This is a genomic window from Polaromonas sp., assembly GCF_049790275.1.
Classification (GTDB): Bacteria; Pseudomonadota; Gammaproteobacteria; order Burkholderiales; family Burkholderiaceae_C; genus Polaromonas.
Window position 1 is genome coordinate 1 of the sequence record NZ_JBAQYR010000075.1, and the last position, 20,811, is coordinate 20,811.

The window sequence follows — 20,811 nt, forward strand, 5'->3', positions numbered from 1 at the left end:
GCGCCGACGGTCTTGCCGCCCTCGCGGATGGCAAAACGCAGGCCTTCTTCCATGGCGATCGGGTTGATCAGCTTGACGGTGATCGACACGTTGTCGCCTGGCATGACCATTTCCTTGCCTTCTGGCAACTCGATCGCACCGGTCACGTCCGTCGTGCGGAAGTAGAACTGGGGACGGTAGTTGTTGAAGAAAGGCGTGTGGCGCCCGCCTTCGTCCTTGGACAAGACATAGATCTCGCCAGTGAAGTGGGTGTGCGGCTTGATCGAGCCTGGCTTGCACAGGACTTGACCGCGCTGGACGTCTTCACGCTTGGTGCCGCGCAGCAGGATACCGACGTTGTCGCCGGCCTGACCCTGGTCGAGCAGCTTCCTGAACATTTCCACGCCAGTGCAGATGGTCTTTTGCGTATCGGCGATACCGACAATCTCGATTTCCTCGCCGACCTTGATCACGCCGCGCTCGACACGGCCGGTCACGACGGTGCCGCGGCCGGAGATGGAGAAGACGTCTTCGACGGGCATCAGGAAGGCGCCGTCCACGGCGCGCTCTGGCAGGGGGATGTAGGTGTCCAGTGCGTCGGCCAGCTTCATGATGGCTTGCTCGCCCAGGGGGCCCTTGTCGCCTTCCATGGCGAGCTTGGCGCTGCCGTGGATGATGGGGGTCTTGTCGCCGGGGAAGTCGTATTTGTCGAGGAGCTCGCGCACTTCCATTTCAACGAGTTCGAGCAGCTCGGCGTCGTCGACCATGTCGCATTTGTTCAAAAACACGATGATGTAGGGCACGCCGACCTGACGGGCCAGCAGGATGTGCTCGCGGGTCTGGGGCATGGGGCCGTCAGCGGCCGAGCACACCAGAATGGCGCCGTCCATCTGGGCGGCGCCGGTGATCATGTTTTTCACATAATCGGCGTGGCCGGGGCAGTCGACGTGGGCGTAGTGGCGGTTGGCCGTTTCGTATTCCACGTGGGCGGTGTTGATGGTGATGCCGCGGGCCTTTTCTTCGGGGGCCGCGTCAATTTGGTCGTAGCCTTTGGCTTCGCCGCCGAACTTGGCTGCGAGCACGGTCGTGATCGCCGCCGTCAGCGTGGTCTTGCCATGGTCAACGTGCCCGATCGTGCCTACGTTGACGTGCGGTTTGGTCCGCTCAAATTTGCCTTTTGCCATTTTTTCGACTCCAAATACCTGAAGGATTTACTTACGAAATTTGTCACACCACCACTACCACACCAGCCAAATCGACGCTGACGCCGACCTGCATCACTGAAATGGTGCCCATTCCGGGAATCGGACCCGGGACCTCTCCCTTACCAAGGGAGTGCTCTGCCACTGAGCCAAATGGGCCGAATTCAAAACTGACTACCAAATACAACCAGCGCTTGTTTTTATGGAGCGGGAGACGGGAATCGAACCCGCGTCATTAGCTTGGAAGGCTAGGGTTCTACCATTGAACTACTCCCGCATCGGCCGCCTTTATTACGCTCTTACGCTATAAAACAACTCCGAAACACGGCATCCCAACTGTCCAGGCCATGCCTGTAAAAATCAATTTATCGCTGGTGGAGAGGGCTGGATTCGAACCAGCGTACTCGTTAGAGGGCAGATTTACAGTCTGCTGCCATTAACCACTCGGCCACCTCTCCTTTGGCGAACCTCAGATTATGCCATGGATATTTAACGACTGGCAATCCGCAACGACAACTGCTTACCACCTGACAGTGCGTCGGCCACGGTCCTGAAGAAAGTCATTGGCGGCGCTGAAATGCCCGCAGCCGATGAAGGGCTGCGGGGGCCGCAAAGCCGACAGGGGCGAGGGGTGATTGGCGGTCAACACCAGGTGGCGCGGCTGGATGAGCGCCCGTTTTCCCTGGGCATGGGCACCCCAAAGCATGAACACCACCGGCTCGCGCTTCGCCGATACCGCGCTGATCAGCTGGTCGGTGAGGGTTTCCCAGCCCTGCCGGGCATGGCTGGCGGCCTGCCCTTCTTCTACCGTCAGGCTGGTGTTGAGCAGCAGCACCCCTTGGCTGGCCCAGCGCTCCAGGGAGCCGCCGGGATGGACCTCGGGGTGCACACGGGGGTCGCGTGCCAGCTCCTTGAAGATATTGCGCAAGCTGGGCGGCGGCTTGACGCCGTCAGGCACGGAAAAAGCCAAACCCTGCGCCTGGCCGGGGCCATGGTAGGGGTCCTGCCCGAGGATAACGACCTCCACAGCAGCCAGCGGCGTCAGCTCGAGCGTCCGAAATGGCTGAGGGGGATAAATAACGGCGCCTGCCGCGAGCCGCTGTTTGATAAACGCACCCAGCTGCCGGCCCGTGCTGCTGGCCAGGAAATGTTCGATCTCGGGCGCCCAATCGGCCTCCACCGGCCAGTCCGGCGGGCTCCAGCGGGTCAGGTGCGGGCCATGGCCTGCGCCCTCAGACACCGGTTTCGGCGGGTTTTCAAAGGCCAAATCGGCCTGTGGTCCTTTAGGCATGGGCGCAAACAGCTATCTAATCAGTAGCATCAGGAAAAAGGGCCGCGAGGGCCACACCCGGGTCCTCGGCCCGCATGAAGGCTTCGCCAACCAAAAAGGCGTGGACCTGGGCCTCACGCAAACGCGCCACGTCGGCCGCCGTCGACACACCCGACTCGGTCACCAGCAGCCGGTCGGCGGGCACGTGCTTCAGCAAGGTCAGCGTGGTGTCCAGCGACACCTCGAAAGTCTGAAGATTGCGGTTGTTGATGCCAACCAGCGAGGTTTTGAGCTTGAGCGCACGGTCCAGCTCGGCGCGGTCATGCACTTCCACCAGCACCGCCATGTCCAGCGAGAAGGCCAAAGCTTCCAGCGTCTTCATCTGCGTATCGTCCAGGCAGGCGGCAATCAGCAGGATGCAGTCGGCCCCCATGACACGCGATTCGTAGACCTGGTAAGGATCGACGATGAAATCCTTGCGCAATACCGGCAGGCTACAGGACGCCCTGGCCTGCTTGAGGTAGTCGGTATTGCCCTGGAAAAACTCCTTGTCAGTGAGCACCGACAAACACGTTGCACCACACTCTGCATAGCTTTGGGCGATATCGGCTGGAATGAAATCGGCCCGCAACACGCCTTTGGACGGGCTGGCCTTTTTGATTTCGGCGATCACGGCGGGTTTGCCGGCGGCAATTTTGGCGCGCAAGGCACCGGCGAAATCACGCGTCAGCACGCGCGACTCGGCGTCAAACCGCATCGCCTCAAGCGGTTTGCGCTTGATGGCTGCGGCCACTTCCTGTCGCTTGACGGCCACGATCTTGTTCAGGATGTCGGACATGGTCAGGCTGCCAGGGTTTTGGAGGTGGAAACAAGCTGTTCCAGTTTGCCTTTGGCGGCGCCGGAGTCAATGGCCTTGCGGGCCAGCTCAATGCCGGCCTTCAAGGAGTCAGCCACGTTGGCCGCATACAGCGCGGCGCCCGCATTCAGGACGACGATATCGCGCGCTGCGCCCGGCTCCTTGTCGAGCACGCCCCTGAGCATCTTCATGGACTGTTCGGGCGTCTCCACGCGCAGCGCCCGATTGCTGGCCATGGCCACGCCAAAATCCTCGGGGTGAATTTCGTATTCCGTGATCTCGCCATTCTTGAGTTCACCCACAACAGTGGCTGCGCCCAAGCTGACCTCGTCCATGCCGTCCTTGCCGTAGACCACCAGCGCATGTTCGGCGCCCAGACGCTGCAGCGCACGCACCTGGATACCGACCAAGTCGGGGTGAAACACGCCCATCAGGATGTTGGGCGCACTGGCCGGGTTCGTGAGCGGCCCGAGGATGTTGAAGATGGTTCGCACGCCGAGCTCCCTGCGCACCGGCGCCACGTTTTTCATGGCGGGGTGGTGGTTGGGGGCAAACATGAAACCAACACCGACCTCCTCGATGCATTTTGCGATGGCATCGGGCTGCAGGTTGATGTTGATGCCCAGGGCTTCGAGCACGTCGGCGCTGCCGGACTTGCTGCTGACGCTGCGCCCACCGTGTTTGCTGACCTTGGCGCCGGCCGCGGCGGCAACAAACATCGAGCAGGTGGAAATGTTGAAGGTGTGCGAACCGTCGCCACCGGTGCCGACGATGTCCACCAGGTGGGTCTTGTCGGCCACATGGACCTTGGTCGAGAACTCGCGCATCACCTGGGCAGCCGCGGTGATCTCGCCAATGGTTTCCTTCTTGACGCGCAGGCCGGTGATCAGCGCAGCCATCATGACCGGGGACATTTCTCCGCTCATGATCATCCGCATGACGTGCAGCATCTCGTCATGGAAAATTTCGCGGTGCTCGATGGTGCGCTGCAGGGCTTCCTGCGGGGTGATTTTGTGGGTGTGGGGCATGACGCGTCTCGCTTCTGTTGTTTCTGGCTGAAAAATGTCTGTGTCAGTTGGCCGGATGGTCGGTCAGGGCCAATTTGACGCCAAAGCCGATGAACATCACACCGGCGGCGCGGTCCAACCAGTGCATGCCGCGCTGCACCGCATCGCGCCTGGCCATCCACGCGGCAAGCAGCGCCCAGCCGGTATTGACAGGAATGGCGTTCAGATTGAACAGCACGCCCAGCATCGCAAAAGCCAGGGCCGGGCTGGCGGCGTCGGGCGCGATGAACTGCGGCACAAACGCCAGAAAGAAGATCGCCACCTTGGGATTGAGCACATTGGTCCAAAAACCGCCGATGAAGATCGCCTTCAGCGGGCGCTGCGGCTCGCTGGCGGCCACGGCCCTCAGGTCGGTGGTGGCCTGCAGGCGCCTGGAAAACAGGATCTTGGTGCCTACCCACAGGAGGTAGGCCGCACCCATCCATTTGAGTACGGTGAAGGCCATGGCGGAAGTGGCCAGCAAGGCGCTGACGCCGACGGCGGCCGCGAAGATGTGAACGAAACAACCGGTCGTGATGCCCAGCCCGGCAATGATGCCGGCACGCGCGCCCGAGCGCAGGGAATGGGTCACGATGTACAGCACATCAGGGCCGGGCGTCAGGTTGAGCAGCCAGCCGGCCGCGATGAAAAGCAACAGGTGTTGAAAGTCAGGCATGGCTCACTTCCCTGCGTTGAAAAATTGACGGATCGCAGCCACAGCCTGGTCCACGCCGGCGATGTCCACGTCCAGATGGGTGACAAAACGCAGGCGGTAAAGGCCGGTGGCCTGAACACCCTGCCCTGCCAGGTGCTTGAGCAAGGCGGCGGACTGTTCCCTGGCCGCGCCCGTCAAATCCACAAACACGATATTGGTCTGCGGCGCCTCCACCTGCAGACCCTCAATACCGGCCAGCCCGTCGGCCAGGTGTTGGCCCAGCGCATGGTCCTGGGCCAGCCGCCCTACATGGTGGTCCAGCGCATGCGACGCCGCGGCCGCCAGCATGCCGGCCTGGCGCATGCCGCCGCCGGCCATCTTGCGGATGCGGTGCGCCCGGGCGATGAACTCGCGCGAGCCGCACAAGGCGGACCCCACCGGGGCACCCAGTCCTTTGCTGAAACACACCGAGACGCTGTCAAAACATTGCGCAATGCGCCGCGCCTCGGCCAGCGGATTGCTGCCCGTTTGCGCGGCCTGCGCCACAGCTGCATTGAAAAGGCGCGCTCCATCGAGATGGCGACTCAGGCCCCGACTCTTCGCGATCGCCGTGGCTTGTTGCACATACTCGAAAGGCAGCAGCTTGCCGCCCAGCGTATTTTCCAGCGCGAGCAATCGCGTGTGCGCGAAGTGCGCGTCATCGGGCTTGATGGCTGCTTCGATATCAGCCAGGGCCAGGGTACCGTCGGACTGGTGGTTCAGGGGCTGCGGCTGCACGCTGCCGAACACCGCTGCGCCACCACCTTCCCAGCGATAGCAGTGCGCCATCTGCCCCACGATGTATTCGTCGCCGCGCTGGCAATGACTGAGAATCGCGCACAGATTGCTCTGGGTACCGGTGGGCACAAACAGGGCGGCTTCGAAGCCGAGCAGGCCGGCGATTTTTTCCTGCAGCGCGTTGACGCTGGGGTCGTCAGCAAAAACGTCGTCGCCCAAGGGCGCCGCTTGCATGGCAGCACGCATGGCGGCAGTCGGCTGCGTGACGGTGTCACTGCGCAGATCAACAGTCATTTTGGCCTCCAGCCCAATGAAGACGGGCGCAAGCAGCTATAAAAATAATAGCGCCTATCACGCCTTCTGCTCTATGAAGTTCTTCAGCATGGCATGGCCATGCTCGGTGAGGATGGATTCGGGATGGAACTGCACGCCCTGGATCGGCAGCTCCTTGTGACGCACACCCATGATTTCGCCGTCATCGGTCCAGGCCGTCACCGCCAGTACCTCGGGACAGGAGGCGCGCTCGATGGCCAGCGAGTGGTAACGGTTGACCGTGAACTGCTTCGGCAGGTCGGCAAACACGCCTTCCTGCGTGGTGCTGATCACGCTGGTTTTGCCGTGCATCAGCTGCTGCGCGCGAATGATTTTTCCGCCAAAGGCAGCGCCCACTGCCTGGTGGCCGAGGCAAACCCCCAGGATAGGCAGCTTGCCGGCGAAATGCTTGATAGCAGCCACCGAGATGCCGGCTACCGCCGGCGAACAGGGCCCGGGCGAGACCACCAGCAGATCCGGCGCGCGTTCGGCAATGCCTTCCACGGTGATTTCGTCATTGCGGAACACCTCGACCTGCGCGCCCAGCTCGCCGAAGTACTGGACGATGTTGTAGGTGAAAGAGTCGTAGTTGTCGATCATCAGCAGCTTCATGACTCAGGCCTCCTCTTTCAGGCGTTTGAACTCACTGCGCTCAAACTCGATGAACGCGTCGATCATGGCGCGGTAAGTGGCTTCCATGACAGCTTCCGAAGCCCCCGCCTCGCGCGCCTGTCCCCGCACACGGTCGATGATGTATTCAATACGCGCCGTATCCAGAATCTGGTCGGCGCGCTGCTTGATGCGCGCGGCCTGGGCCACGTAGCCGCCGCGTTCGCCCAGCAGGGCCACGATGCGATCGTCCAGGGCATCGATATGCCGACGCACATCGGCCATGGTTCCGCAATGCTTGATGGTAGGCGTGTTCATTCCAGGCCCTCCTCGACCAGTTCGGAAGCCCGCAGCAAGGCACGCGCCTTGGCCTCGGTTTCTTTCCACTCCAGCTCGGCCACCGAATCGGCCACCACGCCGGCCGCCGCCTGCACATAAAGCATCTGGTCTTTGATCACGCCGGTACGGATGGCGATCGCGACGTCCATGTCGCCGGCGTAACTCAGGTAGCCGCAGGCGCCGCCGTACAGGCCGCGTTTGGTCGGCTCGAGCTGGTCAATCAGCTCCATGGCATGCACCTTGGGCGCGCCTGTCAGCGTGCCGGCCGGGAAGGTGGCTTTCAGCACGTCCATGCTGGTCATGCCGTCGAGCAACACGCCCTCGACATTGCTGACGATGTGCATCACATGGCTGTAGCGCTCGACCGAAAACGCCTCGGTCACTTTCACCGTGCCGGTTTTCGCGATGCGGCCGATGTCGTTGCGCGCCAGGTCAATCAACATCACATGTTCGGCGCGCTCTTTGGGGTCGCTGATCAGTTCCTGCTCGACGGCCTTGTCGGCCTCGGGCGATGCAGCCCGCGGCCGCGTGCCAGCCAGTGGGCGGATCGTGATTTTTTGCCCTTCGTCCGTCTTCTCCTGGCGCACCAGAATTTCCGGCGACGCGCCCACCACGTGGAAATCACCGAAGTGGTAGTAATACATGTAGGGGCTGGGGTTGAGCGAGCGCAGTGCGCGGTACAGCGACAGCGGCGACTCGGTGTAACGCTTCTTGATGCGCTGGCCCACCTGGACCTGCATGAAATCGCCTGCCTCGATCAGCCGCTTGGCCCGCTCGACGGCAGCGAGGTAGTCGGCTTTCGCAAAATCGCGCTCGGCCGGGTAGCTCTGGGTCGGCTTGACCACCGGGGCACTGACCGAGTACTTGAGCTGCTCTTTCAGTTCGCGCAGGCGCTTCTTGGCATTGGCGAAGGCCTCGGGCTGGGCCGGGTCGGCATACACAATCAGGTAAAGCTTGCCCGAGAGGTTGTCGATGACGGCCAGTTCCTCGCATTGCAGCAACAGGATGTCCGGGCAACCGAGCGTGTCGGGCGGGCAGGAGGTCTCAAGTTTTTTCTCGATGTAGCGGACGGTGTCGTAGCCAAAATAGCCAGCCAGTCCGCCGCAAAAACGCGGCAGGCCGGGCCGCAGGGCCACCTTGAAACGCTTCTGGTAGTCACTGATGAAGTCGAGCGGGTTGGCTTTCGAGGTCTCGATGACCTGGCCATCCCGGACCACCTCGGTCAGGGCTTGGGCGCCAAAGCCACTGGCCCGCACCAGCGTGCGCGCAGGCAGGCCAATGAAGCTATAGCGGCCAAACCGCTCGCCACCGACCACGGACTCCAGCAGGAAGCTGAATTTGCCTCCGTCCCTGGAATGCGCAAGTTTGAGGTAGAGGGAAAGCGGGGTTTCGAGGTCGGCAAACGCCTCCGCCATCAGCGGGATGCGGTTGTAGCCCTGCTGGGCAAGGCTTTTGAATTCAAGTTCAGAGATCACGGCAGGTTCCTTCACCGGTGGGTCCACACGCGCCGGTGTGGCCACCATCATTCAGCACGCCCCGAAAGCCGGGGCCGGAATGCTCGTTGCCCGGGGCAAGAGCGCATCAAAACAGGCTTGCACAACAGCGAGGCTGGAGCCTCAGCATGCGAGAGCTGTCAGGCCCGCCAGGGCCAGGCTCCCCGGTAGCTGCTACCCGTCTGAATGATGCGATGAATGAACATGGAAGCCCGAGTGTAGCAAAGCCATTCGCTCCAAAAAGGCAAAGTAAAGAACGACTTGAAACCAAATCGATAAACGAAGATCACAGAGAGCATATTCACCGCGTCAGCAAAGGACAACCGGGCACTTCACAGCCGCCAGACAATGTAACTAGTAGTAACACTCATCTCGGAAACCCTGTTGCCAGAGGCCTGGCCGGGTACCAGAATACTTAGCGAACGACCGTTCTTTTTTAGGGGCTCTAATGACTTTGGTAAAGCAATGCCTGGCGGGCACGATGGCGCTTTTGCTGGCCTTCGGCGCCGCGGCGGCGACTGTTGACATCGCAGGCGTCAAGATGGAAGACCAGATCGACCTGCGCGGCAGCAAACTGGTGCTCAACGGCGCCGGCGTGCGTTACAAGGCCGTGTTCAAGGTGTATGCCGCCGGTTTGTACCTGCCCAAGAAATCCGATACGCCCGAAGAAGCTCTGAGCGTATCAGGCCCCAAACGCATCACCATCACCATGCTGCGTGAAATTGATTCCAATGAATTGGGCAAGCTGTTCACACGCAGCGTGCAGGATAACGCCCCGAAAAGCGAAATGTCACGCCTGGTTCCGGGTTTGATCCGCATGAGCGAGATTTTTTCCAATTGCAAAAAACTTGCGGCTGGCGACAACTTCACCATTGACTGGCTGCCCGGAACCGGCACGGTCCTTACCGTCAATACACCCAACAAGTGCCCGCAGCACAACGAGCCCTTCAAGGAACCGGAATTTTTCAACGCGTTGATGCGTATCTGGCTCGGCCCCGTCCCCGCTGACTGGAAACTCAAGGATGCCCTGCTGGGAAAACCTGCCTGAGCCCAGGGCCGGCAATGATCTTTAACGGGGCGCAAGCCCCGTTTTTGTTTTCAGGCTGTCCAGGTCAACGGCCGCCAGGCTATCGACAAAACCGTCCGCATTCACGCCGCGGACAGGTTCGCCGTGGTTGTAGCCGTAAGTCACCAGCAGCACCGGGCACCCTGCGGCCCGCGCGGCCCGGGCGTCGTTGCTGGAGTCGCCGATCATCAGGGTCCGGGCGGGCTGGCTTCCCAGTGCCTCGCAGGTCTTGAGCAGCGGCAGGGGGTCTGGCTTTTTCCGTTCGAAGGCGTCCCCCCCGAACACCTGACTGAAGAAAACGTCCAGCCCCTTGGCCCGCAACAAGGGCACGGCAAACCCCGTCGGCTTGTTGGTCAGGCAAGCCAGCTTCAGGCCCTGGCCTCGCAGCAGCGCCAGCCCTTGCAGCGCACCCGGGTAGACAGGGGCATGCTGGCCGTTCACCGCCTGGTAATGGCGCTGGTAGCTGGCCCAGGCTTCGGGAAAAAGTCGTGCCACATCCGCTTCCATATTGATAGCTGCTGGCGCCCGCCCCATAAGGGCTGGAGGTACTTTTAATACATGATCCAGGACGGACCGGATCAGGTGTTCAGAGCCTTTGCCCACAAGCCGCCCGACCACGGCCTTCCCGACCCGGGGCAGCGACAGATCGGCCAGCATCAGGTTCAGCGCCACGACAAAGTCGCCCAGTGTGTCTACCAGAGTGCCGTCCAGGTCGATGATCGCCGCGTCGAACCGGTCCTCTGCCCGAGAAGCTCTGTCAATCGTCAAACCGCTCACTCCTTCCTGCCGGCACGTCTGCTGTGGATGGCCAGCTGCACGCTGTTGAGCAGGCGTTGCTCATCAATCGGCTTTTCAAGCCAGTCCGAAACTTCGAGCGTGGAGCCGGCATGCAGCCTGGCCTCCGCAGCGGTCACCGACAGGACCACCACGGGAAGGTCCGCAGTGCGCGGGTCCTCGCGCAGCCCCCGTATCAGCGCCAGGCCGTTCTCATAAGGCAGCTTGAGGTCAACGGTCATCGCCACATAGGTTTCCATCTTGAGGTAATCGCGGGCTTGCGCCGCGGTGTGGGCCATGTCCGCATCAAAGCCTGCCTTGTCCAGCATCATGCCTATCAGTTGTGCCACATCCGGGTCGTCTTCACACACCAGAATGCGCGGCCGATCAAAGCCATAAAGACTCATGGGCGCCGTCACCGGGGGCGCCTCCAGCCATTCCGGCAGTTCAAAAAAGAAAGTGGTTCCGGCATCGACCGTGGACGTGAAGCCGATGTTTCCATCCATGCGTTCGAGCATGGCCTTGGCAATATTCAGACCCAGGCCCGTTCCGCCTTTCTGGCGCGTATCGGACGAGTCCGCCTGCGAGAACTTCTGGAAAATACGCTGGCGGAATTCTTCGGGGATACCCGGCCCGCTGTCGCTGACCTCCACACGTACACGGCCCGCGTGCCGACCCAGCAATACCAGCACCTTGCCTTCAGCCGGGGAATACTTGATGGCATTGGACAGCAGGTTGGCCATCACCTGGAGCAGGCGGTCGTTGTCCACACAGGCCCGCAGGGGCTGCTTGGGAGCATGCAGGGCCAGCTTGACCTTGCGCTGCGCGGCCAAGCCCTCGTTGTCAGCCAGTGCCCGCTCCAGCAGGGGCCGCATTTCCTGCGGCTGCAGATCGAAAGGCATCTTGCCGGACTCGATTTTTTCGCTGTCGAGAATATCGTTGATCAGGCGAATCAGCCGTTCACAGTTGTTTTTGGCGATCTCCACCAGAGTCCTGGCCCGGTCCGGCAGCGCGCCGGCAACACCACCCGACACCAGCCCCAGTGAGCCGCGTATGGACGTCAGGGGTGTGCGCAGCTCGTGGCTGACGGTCGATACAAACTCGCTCTTCATGCGGTCGATGCGCTTGAGTTCGGTGACATCGGTGCCGAGCGAGAAGAAACCGATGACCTTGTCGTGGTCGTCGTCCTCGCCGTAGCGCGGGAAGTAGCTCATCACATATTCACGCCGCTCGCCGCTCGCTGTGACCTGCTCGCGTTCATAACGCACCGCATACCCCGCCAGTGCTTCCTGCACGTGTTTGCTCACCTGCGCATAAAACGCCGGGCCCATGACTTCCAGCATGGTCTTGCCGTGGATTTTTTCGCGCGGCAGGCCAAAGGCCTCTTCATACGCCTTGTTGTGAAACTGGAAACACTGCTGCTTGTCCACATAGGCGATCAGGGCGGGCACGTTGTCGGTGAGCTGGCGCAACTGCTCTTCGCTGTCGCGCAGGGCTTCGGCAATCCGCTTGCTTTCGGTGACATCCCGAATGATGGCGGTAAAAAGCCGTCGGCCCCCGACATGAACATCCCCGAAAGACGCCATGACCGGAAACTCCGTGCCATCGCGGCGCTGGCCGCGGACCGGGGTGCCGGCCTCCCTGAACCCCGGCGGGCGGTCGCCCAGAGCGGCGAAAAAAGCAGAAAACCCCATCTGGTACCGCGCCGGCAACAGCATGGCGACCGGCTGCCCCAGCAGGTCTTTCAGCCTGTAGCCGAAGAGATGCCTCGCTGCCCTGTTGGCGCTCACAATCACGCCGTCCTGGGTGGCCGTGACCACGCCTTCAGCCATCCCCTCGGTGATGGCCCGGCTCATGGCTTCACTGTCGGCAAGTTCTGCCTGAATGCGGCGATTCCTGGCCTGCGCCCGCCTCACCGCCCAGATGGCCCAGCCCAGCAGGCCCAGCGACAGCAGGCCGCTGAACAGGATCACCAGCCGGATGGCCAGGGCGGTCCGGCGTTGTTGCTGCTCCGAACGCTCCAATGCCAGCGCTTCGCTTCCCCCCTGGAGCGGGGAACCGGTTTCACTGCCTACGGGTGCCGCCCTGGCGTCCGCCAGCCCAACAGGCTGGCGAGGGCTCACTGCCGTTGTCATGGGGTCGTGGCGCTGGTCGATCAGCAGCGCATCGACGGCCAGGAAGGACAGGGTGGTTCCCAGGACAATCAGGGCCGCGCCCAAGCCCAGGGCAATGGTGATGTCGGTGCGAAAGGGCATCTTCATGTCGTAAGGCTCATCCTCGGGGCCTGGTACGGAAAGCGGCGCCTGCCGGGTGTCCGCCGGCGCGCCTGTACAGACGATACACCCGCCCGGCCGGATCGGACGCTCCGGTCATGACGCGGCGCCCGGCAGCCCGGCCTCCAGCGCAGCCATCAGCTCGCCGAGGCAAGCCTCCAGCGAACCCAGCAAGCCATCAAGAACCGCGCGCGGCCGCCCCGCATGAATCGCCAGTTCAAGCGCCTGGGCATGGTCGGGCACCTGGGTCGCACCGATCTGCCCGGCCACACCGCGCAGGGAGTGCACCAGCAGTTCCGCGGCTTTCAGGTCACCCGCATCCAGGGCCTCGCGAATCCGCTCCGGCGTGTCCCTGCGGCCCTCGAGAAAACGGCCCAGCATGGAAAGGTACAACGGCTTCATGCCCATCGCCCGGTGCAGGCCGAGGGCCAGGTCCAGCCCGCTGATGAAAGCCGGCCATGCCCCTTCAGCCGCATCGCTGCGGCCGGCAGCCTGGTCGGCCACACCGGTTGCTTCCAGCCTCGCCAGCGCCTTGCGCAGTTCGGCGGCGACCTGCGCCTTCTGGGTGACGGTCAGGCGGGCCGGATGGATGTCGAGATGCAGGCCCGGTGCGTCACAGAAAATGACCTCCGGATCGCCGGCGGAAGCCGCATGGCCGGGGTGCACCACATACACGGGGATGGGATGCGCAAAACCCTTGGCCAGCACCGGGTCTCGTGCGTCGGCCCGGATCTCGCCCTGCACCAGTGCGAAGGTTTCGCTGGAAATCAGGATCTCGCCCGGCTCGGCCGCCTGTTCCAGCCGCGCCGCCAGATTGACCTCGCGGCCGATGATGGTGTACTCCATGCGGAGTTTGCTGCCGAAATTGCCGACATCGCAAAACCCCGAATTGATACCTATGCGTATCTCGAAGGCCTTGTTGATGCCCATTTCGCGCCAGTGCACCTGCAGCTCTCCCATGCGCTTTTGCATCGCCATGGCCATCCTGACACACTGCACCGCGTCCTGGCGCACACCCAGCGTGTGCGGATCGCCGAAAAAAATCACGATGGCATCGCCGATGAATTTGTCCAGCGTGGCGCCGTATTCGGCGGCAATCTGCGACATCTCCGCGAAATAGCTGTTGAGCAGCAGCGTCACTTCTTCCGGCTGCCATTGCGCTGTCGATTCGGTGAAATTCTTGATGTCGGAAAAAAACACTGTGAGTTTTTTGCGCTGGGTCCGGATTTCGGCCTGCCGGGAGCCGTCAAACAGGGACTGATAAACCTGCGGCGCCAGGTAGCGCGAAAGCTGTTCGGACAGGTCTTTCAGCCGCCTGGCATTGGCGCTGCGCTCCAGGTGAAGTTTCAGGCGTGCCAGCAGGATGGGCGGGCTGATCGGTTTTGCCACATAGTCGGTGGCACCCAGATCCAGGCCCCGGCGCTCCTCATCCACGCTGCCCAGTGCCGTCAGGAAAATCACCGGAATGTCGGCGGTGCGCGGGTCACGCCCAAGCTCGGCCAGGACCTCGTAACCATCCATGTCCGGCATCATCACGTCGAGCAGGATGAGATCGGGCCTCTTTGCCGATCTGGCCATCTGCAGGCCGGCCTCGCCCGCCGCCGCAGCCATCACCTCGTAGCTGTCCTGCAGCAGCGCCACCAGCAGGTACCGGATGTCATCGGTGTCTTCAACCACCAGGATGCGCGGCCGCTGCGGCAGTGCCGGGGCATCCGCGCCGCCGGTCTGCCGCAGCGCGCCTGCCTCTGGTCTGCCTGCTTGATCCATGGTCCGGCCTTCCGTTCAACCCAGGGGTCCGGCCCTGGTCCGTTACCTCATCGGGCCAGTTCCGCCCGCATTCCGGCGATCACCGAGCGGTAATCCGGCTTGCCGAAAATCGCACTGCCTGCCACAAAGGTGTCGGCCCCGGCCGCGGCCACCCGTGCAATGTTCTCCAGCTTGATGCCGCCGTCCACTTCCAGGCGGATGTCCTTGCCCGAAGCGTCGATGCGCTTTCGGGCCTGCTCTATCTTGCGCAGCGCCGAATCGATGAAGCCCTGGCCGCCAAAGCCGGGGTTGACACTCATGACCAGGATCAGGTCGATGTCCTCGATGACCCAGTCCAGCACATCCAGCGGTGCCGCCGGATTGAACACCAGCCCGGCCTTGCAGCCCTTGGCCTTGATGGCCTGCACACTGCGGTGCACGTGGGCGGAGGCGTCGGGGTGGAAGCTGATCAGGTCAGCGCCGGCATCGGCAAAGGCCGCGGCCAACGCATCGACCGGCTGCACCATGAGGTGCACGTCAATCGGCACCGCCGTGCCGTCGGCCCTTTTGGCATGCGGCTTCAGGGCGCTGCAGATCATGGGGCCGAAAGTCAGGTTGGGCACGTAATGGTTGTCCATCACGTCAAAGTGGATCCAGTCGGCGCCGGCCGCAATCACTGACTGGAGTTCTTCACCCAGGCGTGCGAAATCGGCCGACAAAAGGGAGGGGGCAATCCGGTACACCGGTGGCTTGTTTGGGCTCATCCCGGGATTGTCGCAGCAAGCGCGCGCCTTGCCCATGACCCCCGTGCGGATAACTACCCAGCCCGCAACAGATGATGCGCAAACCAGTGCCAGCGTGGAACCGGCTTTGCCGGGCCGCAGATGGCGTCCCCTGTAGGGGAAGACTCCGAAGGCGGCTCAGGGGGGTGTAGTTATGCAGGCGGTTAACATGATCGCCACTCTTGTTGAAGCCATGCCGAAATACCAATTTTCCTGCGACGTCCTGCCGCACTACCTGCCCGAGCAATCCTCGCCCGAAGACGAGGTGTTTGGTTTCGCCTACACCGTCACGATCACCAACACCGGCGAGGTGGCGGCGCAGCTGATCTCGCGCCACTGGATCATCAGCGACTCACGCGGACACACCGAAGAAGTCAAGGGCCTGGGCGTGGTCGGCCATCAGCCGCTGCTCAAGCCCGGCGAGTCCTTCCAGTACAGCAGCGGTTCACGCCTGCGCACCCCGACCGGCACCATGCATGGCAGCTACTTTTTTGTCGCCGAAGACGGTGAGCGTTTCGAAGCCGCCATTCCAATGTTTGTCCTAGACGCCGGGGATGCCGCCGCGCCAGGCAGCAGCGGCGGCCGGGTGCTGCATTGAGCTGGTGAGGCCATGCACAGACTGACCGACCTGCTGGACCAGCTGGAACCCCAGGCCGAGCTTGCCCGCCGTCACCTGTGGCTGATCGCCTTGCTCGACTGGATACGCGGCGATGCCGGCAACCCCCAGGCCGCCGTGTCGCGCGTGCAGCTTTTTCTGGATGCGGCATACGCCCGGCCCGGCTTTGCGGACAAGCTGCAACGCTGGTGGAACACCTTGGTGAACACGGTGGACGCCACACCGCTGTTTGCCGACTTTGGTTTTGCGCCGCGTGCGGCTTTCTTGAGCGAATTCGGCGAGCGGCTGCGCTACAAGCTGTTGCCGGGCACACCGGAAACCACCCACGCCACGGAATTGTTCATGCTGCTGTTTCCCACGCCGTTTGACGCCCGCTGGCTCAAGCTGCTCGATGAACCCATGCTGGCGCGGCTGGGAGCCTTGCTGAGTCCCGCGGCACCGCCCCTTGGTGCAGCCGAAGACAAGGAGCCGAGTCCGGGCAGCACGATGCTGCAGGACTGGCAAGCCGTGCTGCTGGAGGCGCTGACTTATTGCACCAGCCAGGTTCGGGCCACAGGTTTTTCCCCCGAACTGCGCCTGCGCATGAGCCCGCAGACCCTGCAGTCCCGTCCCTTTCATGGCTTGGCATCGGACCTCGACGCAGTACGCGACGCGATGCTGGCGCATGGACCGGACAGCGGCGCGCTGCACCTGGCGCTGGATCGGTTCAAGGTCCGGCTGGAAGCCTGCCGCAGTGCGGCATCCTCCGCTTACACCCATCTGGATGAACATGGCATTTCGGTCGGCCTGGTGTTTCGCCTGCGCCAGCTGCGTGAACGCATCCTGCGCATTCGCGAACTGCTTGACTGCCTGCTGGCTGAAAAGCCCGGCAGCAGCGCCATGCAGTTGCTGGCCCGGCTGGTGATGCTGGCCAGGGAGCGGCGCAGCATACGCGCATTGATCGCCAGCAATTCCAGCCTGCTCGCAGCCAAGGTGGCCGAACGCGACGCGGAAACCGGCGAGCACTACATCACGCGCGATCGCGCCGCCTACATGAACATGCTGGGCAAGGCGGCCGGGGGCGGTGCCCTGACCGCTGCCACCACGCTGCTCAAGTTCATGGTGGTGGGGCTGGCACTGTCGGCCTTCTGGAGCGGCTTTCTGGCCAGCGTGGTGTATGCCGCGAGTTTTGTGCTGATCCAGCTGATGCACTTCACGCTGGCCACCAAACAGCCGGCCATGACCGCCCCGGCCATGGCCGCCAAGCTCAGGGATTTGCGTACCGGCGAAGCGGTCAGTGAGTTCGTCATTGAAGTGACCCACCTGGTGCGTTCTCAGGTGGCGGCCGTGCTCGGCAACGTTCTGGTGGTGGTGCCGGTAGTGCTGCTGATCAGTGCGGCCATCCAGTTCTCCCTGGGCCACCCGATGATTGACGCGAAAGCGGCCGAACATGTGCTGCACGACCTGACCCTGCTCGGGCCCACGCTGCTGTGGGCGGCCTTCACCGGCGTGGTGCTGTTTGCCGCCAGCATCATCGGCGGTTGGGTCGAGAACTGGTTTGTGCTTTATCACCTGGCCTCGGCCATGCGCTACAACCCACGCATCACCGCGGCACTGGGCATCCCCCGCGCCCGGCGCTGGGCCCACTTCATGCGCGACAACATCTCCGGCTTTGCCTCCAACATCGCGCTGGGGTTCATGCTCGGACTGATTCCGCCCATGACCGGCTTTTTCGGGATCGAGCTGGAGGTGCGCCATGTCACGCTGTCTTCCGGCCAGCTGGCCGCTGCCGCCGCTGCGCTGGGCTGGGAGGTGTTGCGGCAACCGGCCTTCTGGTGGTGCGTCGCCGCCATTCCGCTGATCGGTGCGCTCAATCTCGGCGTGAGCTTTTATTTCGCGTTCAGGCTGGCACTGCAGGCGCACAACGTCAGCGGGGTGGACCGCGCACGCATTCGCGCGGCGATCTGGGCGCGCTGGCGCAGCAAGCCCCGGAGTTTTTTCGTTCCCGACTGATGCGCCTGCTGCCAGGCCTCCCGGGCGCTGCGGTCTCAGTGCTTGTCCTACAGGCGCGAATCGTGAATTGATGTAAATTCAACCAGCTTTGCCCCCTGGCTGTCCCTGCCGCATCGACCGCCTGCCTCACCCGCGCACCCGCACAAGCCTTGCTGCGGAGCTGCATGAATTTCAATTAATTAAACAGCGGAGACACTCATCCATGAATGAAGTCATGGCCATCTGGGCCGAATGGATCAAGCCCTCGGCAGGTCTGCCCACCGTGCAGTGGTCGATGCTGCTGGCCGTGGCCGCCCTGACCGGGCACCTGGTGCTGCGCTACGCCGGCATCCCCAAGGTCGTCGGTTATTCAGCGGTCGGTGCCTTCGCCGGCTTTGCCGGGTTCACCGGTGCCGCCTGGCCCCTGCAGGGCACGGGCCTGTTCCTGCTGGAGCTCGGCGTGGCCGTGGTCCTCTTTGAAGCCGGCGGCCGTATTCCACTGCGCTGGTTTCGCCACAACCCCATGGTGCTGGTGCAAAGTCTGGCCGAATCGGCACTGACTTTCTTTTTTGTGTACTGGACCCTGACATTTCTCGGCATGCGCGAAGCCGTCGCCGAACCGCTAGCCCTGCTGGCGATGGCCGCCTCGCCGGCCGTGCTGTCGCGCGTCATCATGGACACCCGCGCCTCCGGCCCCGTCACCGAGCGGGCCATGGTGCTGTCCACCCTGAGCACGCTGTATGCCCTGACCTTCTGCAGCGCACGCGCCGGCATGATGAACACCGCCGACCAAAGCCTCACCGACACCCTTTACCCGGTGGCGGTGGTGCTGGGCTTGTCGGTGGTCGTGGGCGCCGGCCTGGCGCTGGCCCTTCGCTCGGCCTTGCGCGTGATGAGCCCCACCAGCGAAAACACGGCCATCCTGCTGCTGGCCCTGATTGCCGCCGGGGCGGCGCTGGCAGCCCACTTCGGCGGCTCTGCCCCACTGGCTGCGTTGCTGGGCGGCATGATGCTCAAGCAGCTCAATCCCCGGCCCTGGTCCTGGCCGCGGCAGATGGGTACGGCTTCGGCGATGCTGACCATGCTGATGTTTGTGCTGGTTTCCGTGGTTGCGGCGCAGGCCGACTGGAGCGGCCAGGTCGCCGGCCTGGTGCTGGCGCTGGTGGCAGCCCGCGCCCTGGCCAAAATCACAGGTGTCGCGCTCGGCAATGTCGGCAGCGGCGCGAGCTGGAAGCAGGCCTTGTGGGTCAGTTGCGCCATGTCGCCGATGTCCTCGGTCGCACTGCTGCTGGTGTCCCAGTTTGTTGCCGCATCGTCCACGCTCGGCCCGCGCATCGCCAGCATCGCGCTGCCCGCCATTTTGCTGATGGAAGTGCTGGGTGCCATCCTGTCCACCTTTGCCATCCACCGTGCCGGCGAAAGCTCCAGGCCCTGGGCGCCCAGGCCCTTCAGCAATTCAACCGCAGGAGACCTTCGTGAGTAAGCACACTGGTATTCATCCGGCCCCCAGCGGGCTCGAGCCCTTCCAGAAATCAGCCGCGCTGTCGCTGGGCGTCGAGCTGGAACTGCAGCTCGTCAACACCCATGACTACGACCTGGCCCCCTATGCCGAGGACATGCTGCGCCTGATGGGCAAGATCCCGCTGCCCGGCAGTGTGGTGCCCGAGATGACCTCGAGCATGATCGAGGTCTCCACCGGGGTCTGCCAGTCTTCCTCGGAAGTGCTGGGCCAGCTCACGCAGATCCGCGACGCACTCGTCAAAAGCGCCGACAAGCTCAACATCGCGGTGGTGGGCGGCGGCACGCACCCCTTCCAGCAATGGCACGAGCGCCGCATTTACGACAAGCCGCGCTTTCGCGAGCTGTCCGAGCTGTACGGCTACCTGTCCAAGCAATTCACGATTTTCGGGCAGCACGTGCACGTGGGCTGCCCCGATGCCGACACCGCGCTGCTGACGCTGCACCGCATGTCGCGCTACATCCCGCATTTCATTGCGCTGTCGGCGTCCTCGCCCTATGTGCAGGCGCAGGACACCGCGTTTGATTCGGCGCGGCTCAACTCAGTGTTTGCCTTTCCGCTGTCGGGCCGCGCGCCGCTGGCGCTGACCTGGGACGACTTCACGGTTTATTTCGAGAAAATGACGCGTACCGGCGTGGTCCGCAGCATGAAGGATTTTTACTGGGACATCCGGCCCAAGCCCGAGTTCGGCACCATCGAGATCCGCGTGTTCGACACACCGCTGACGATAGGACGGGCGGCGGCACTGTCGGGTTATGTGCAGTCGCTGGCGTCATGGTTCATGAACGACCAGCCCTTCATGCCCACCGAAGACGACTACCTGGTCTACACCTACAACCGTTTCCAGGCCTGCCGCTTCGGGCTGGAAGCCGTTTATGTGGATCCGGCCACCGGCGAACACATGGCCCTGCGCGACCACATCCTGATGACCATGGACAAGATCGGCCCGCACGCCGGCCCGCTCGGCGCCAGCAGCGGCATCCACCTGCTGCGCAGCAGCGTCGAGCTGTCGAACAATGATGCGCGCTGGCTACGCGAGTTGCAGAGCAAGGAAAACCTGCTGGCTGAAGTGATCCGCCAGGCCGCGCTGAAGTTTCGGGGATTGCCGGTTTAACTGCGGCTGCATCACGCTGCGTCTACGGTTTGCTCGGGACAGTAGGACAGACTCCCCACTCCCTCCCCCCGACCCTCCCTCGCCCCGCTGGGCGATGGCGGGGAGCTTCATGTGGCCGTGCTGCGCTCGCGTGAAAACATGTCGGTCTGTTGAGTCCGACATGACGCGCAACGCGCGTCATGTCTCCCTGCATTCGTTCCCCCCAACCCGTCGGGCTGGGCCGAGGAGCGCAGGCAAAAGCGGATCAGGGCTCGCGATTGTCTGCGGCGAAGCCGAGTTCGAGCGAGACCCCGCTTTTGTCGAGCACCGCAGACTGCCCGTAGCGAAGCGAAGGGACCCAGACCATCGGGTCGCCTTCTCTTTACTTACTTTCTCTTGGCGACGTGTATGGACTGGACACATGGGAAACAGG

The 20,811-nt window shown here is 63.0% G+C and carries 18 protein-coding genes and 3 tRNA genes; 5 read left to right on the forward strand and 16 right to left on the reverse strand.

Features of this window, described 5'->3' with window-relative positions; translation table 11 throughout:
• From tuf to trpE, 12 genes are all read right to left on the reverse strand, one after another.
• A partial coding sequence (gene tuf, locus WA904_RS10210) for an elongation factor Tu (protein WP_425197019.1) occupies positions 1–1,163 on the reverse strand: 1,163 nt, incomplete at its 3' end.
• A 102-nt stretch (positions 1,164–1,265) separates the two neighbouring features.
• A tRNA-Thr gene (locus WA904_RS10215) sits at positions 1,266–1,340 on the reverse strand.
• Between the two features lie 44 nt (positions 1,341–1,384).
• A tRNA-Gly gene (locus tag WA904_RS10220) sits at positions 1,385–1,458 on the reverse strand.
• Positions 1,459–1,553: 95 nt separating this feature from the next.
• A tRNA-Tyr gene (locus WA904_RS10225) sits at positions 1,554–1,639 on the reverse strand.
• 62 nt (positions 1,640–1,701) lie between these two features.
• Complete coding sequence (locus WA904_RS10230; protein ID WP_425197020.1) at positions 1,702–2,472, reverse strand: uracil-DNA glycosylase; 771 nt, start codon at positions 2,470–2,472, stop codon at positions 1,702–1,704.
• 16 nt (positions 2,473–2,488) lie between these two features.
• Complete coding sequence (trpC, locus tag WA904_RS10235; protein ID WP_425197021.1) at positions 2,489–3,289, reverse strand: indole-3-glycerol phosphate synthase TrpC; 801 nt, start codon at positions 3,287–3,289, stop codon at positions 2,489–2,491.
• A gap of 2 nt (positions 3,290–3,291) precedes the next feature.
• Positions 3,292–4,335, reverse strand: coding sequence for an anthranilate phosphoribosyltransferase (trpD, locus tag WA904_RS10240; RefSeq protein ID WP_425197022.1), 1,044 nt, complete (start codon positions 4,333–4,335; stop codon positions 3,292–3,294).
• 43 nt (positions 4,336–4,378) lie between these two features.
• A complete protein-coding gene (locus WA904_RS10245) occupies positions 4,379–5,029 on the reverse strand; it encodes a LysE family translocator (protein WP_425197023.1) in 651 nt (216 codons plus the stop codon).
• Positions 5,030–5,032: 3 nt separating this feature from the next.
• Entirely contained in the window at positions 5,033–6,079 is a 1,047-nt protein-coding gene (ltaE, locus tag WA904_RS10250) for a low-specificity L-threonine aldolase (RefSeq protein WP_425197024.1), read from the reverse strand.
• Between the two features lie 57 nt (positions 6,080–6,136).
• The gene (locus WA904_RS10255) at positions 6,137–6,709 is read right to left on the reverse strand and encodes an aminodeoxychorismate/anthranilate synthase component II (RefSeq protein ID WP_425197025.1); all 573 of its coding nucleotides are present in this window, start codon (positions 6,707–6,709) and stop codon (positions 6,137–6,139) included.
• A 3-nt stretch (positions 6,710–6,712) separates the two neighbouring features.
• The gene (locus WA904_RS10260) at positions 6,713–7,024 is read right to left on the reverse strand and encodes a chorismate mutase (RefSeq protein ID WP_425197026.1); all 312 of its coding nucleotides are present in this window, start codon (positions 7,022–7,024) and stop codon (positions 6,713–6,715) included.
• Positions 7,021–8,520, reverse strand: a complete 1,500-nt coding sequence (gene trpE, locus WA904_RS10265) for an anthranilate synthase component I (RefSeq protein ID WP_425197027.1) — start codon at positions 8,518–8,520, stop codon at positions 7,021–7,023. The genes WA904_RS10260 and trpE overlap by 4 nt, the downstream gene beginning before the upstream one ends.
• Positions 8,521–8,986: 466 nt before the next feature.
• Here trpE and WA904_RS10270 point away from each other — a divergent pair, with 466 nt between their 5' ends.
• Positions 8,987–9,586, forward strand: coding sequence for a chalcone isomerase family protein (locus WA904_RS10270; RefSeq protein WP_425197028.1), 600 nt, complete (start codon positions 8,987–8,989; stop codon positions 9,584–9,586).
• Positions 9,587–9,607: 21 nt separating this feature from the next.
• Here the strand turns inward: WA904_RS10270 and gph are convergent, their stop codons facing one another.
• The 4 genes from gph to rpe all read right to left on the reverse strand — a co-directional run bounded on the left by gph (position 9,608) and on the right by rpe (position 15,161).
• The gene (gene gph / locus WA904_RS10275; RefSeq protein WP_425197029.1) at positions 9,608–10,372 is read right to left on the reverse strand and encodes a phosphoglycolate phosphatase; all 765 of its coding nucleotides are present in this window, start codon (positions 10,370–10,372) and stop codon (positions 9,608–9,610) included.
• A gap of 5 nt (positions 10,373–10,377) precedes the next feature.
• Positions 10,378–12,639 carry a PAS domain S-box protein gene (locus WA904_RS10280; protein ID WP_425197030.1) on the reverse strand — a complete coding sequence of 754 codons (2,262 nt, stop codon included), beginning with the start codon at positions 12,637–12,639 and terminating at the stop codon, positions 10,378–10,380.
• Positions 12,640–12,747: 108 nt separating this feature from the next.
• Positions 12,748–14,418 (reverse strand): adenylate/guanylate cyclase domain-containing protein, encoded by a 1,671-nt coding sequence (locus tag WA904_RS10285; RefSeq protein WP_425197031.1) that lies wholly within the window; start codon positions 14,416–14,418, stop codon positions 12,748–12,750.
• Positions 14,419–14,465: 47 nt separating this feature from the next.
• Positions 14,466–15,161: a ribulose-phosphate 3-epimerase gene (gene rpe / locus WA904_RS10290; RefSeq protein ID WP_425197032.1), complete on the reverse strand. Its 696-nt coding sequence runs from the start codon at positions 15,159–15,161 to the stop codon at positions 14,466–14,468.
• A gap of 211 nt (positions 15,162–15,372) precedes the next feature.
• Between rpe and apaG the strand changes: the two genes are divergently transcribed.
• From apaG to WA904_RS10310, 4 genes are all read left to right on the forward strand, one after another.
• Positions 15,373–15,777 carry a Co2+/Mg2+ efflux protein ApaG gene (apaG, locus tag WA904_RS10295; RefSeq protein WP_425197036.1) on the forward strand — a complete coding sequence of 135 codons (405 nt, stop codon included), beginning with the start codon at positions 15,373–15,375 and terminating at the stop codon, positions 15,775–15,777.
• Positions 15,778–15,789: 12 nt separating this feature from the next.
• Entirely contained in the window at positions 15,790–17,787 is a 1,998-nt protein-coding gene (locus WA904_RS10300) for a site-specific recombinase (protein ID WP_425197033.1), read from the forward strand.
• Between the two features lie 202 nt (positions 17,788–17,989).
• Complete coding sequence (locus WA904_RS10305; protein ID WP_425197034.1) at positions 17,990–19,249, forward strand: cation:proton antiporter; 1,260 nt, start codon at positions 17,990–17,992, stop codon at positions 19,247–19,249.
• Complete coding sequence (locus WA904_RS10310; RefSeq protein WP_425197035.1) at positions 19,242–20,399, forward strand: YbdK family carboxylate-amine ligase; 1,158 nt, start codon at positions 19,242–19,244, stop codon at positions 20,397–20,399. The genes WA904_RS10305 and WA904_RS10310 overlap by 8 nt, the downstream gene beginning before the upstream one ends.
• Positions 20,400–20,811: the final 412 nt, after the last annotated feature.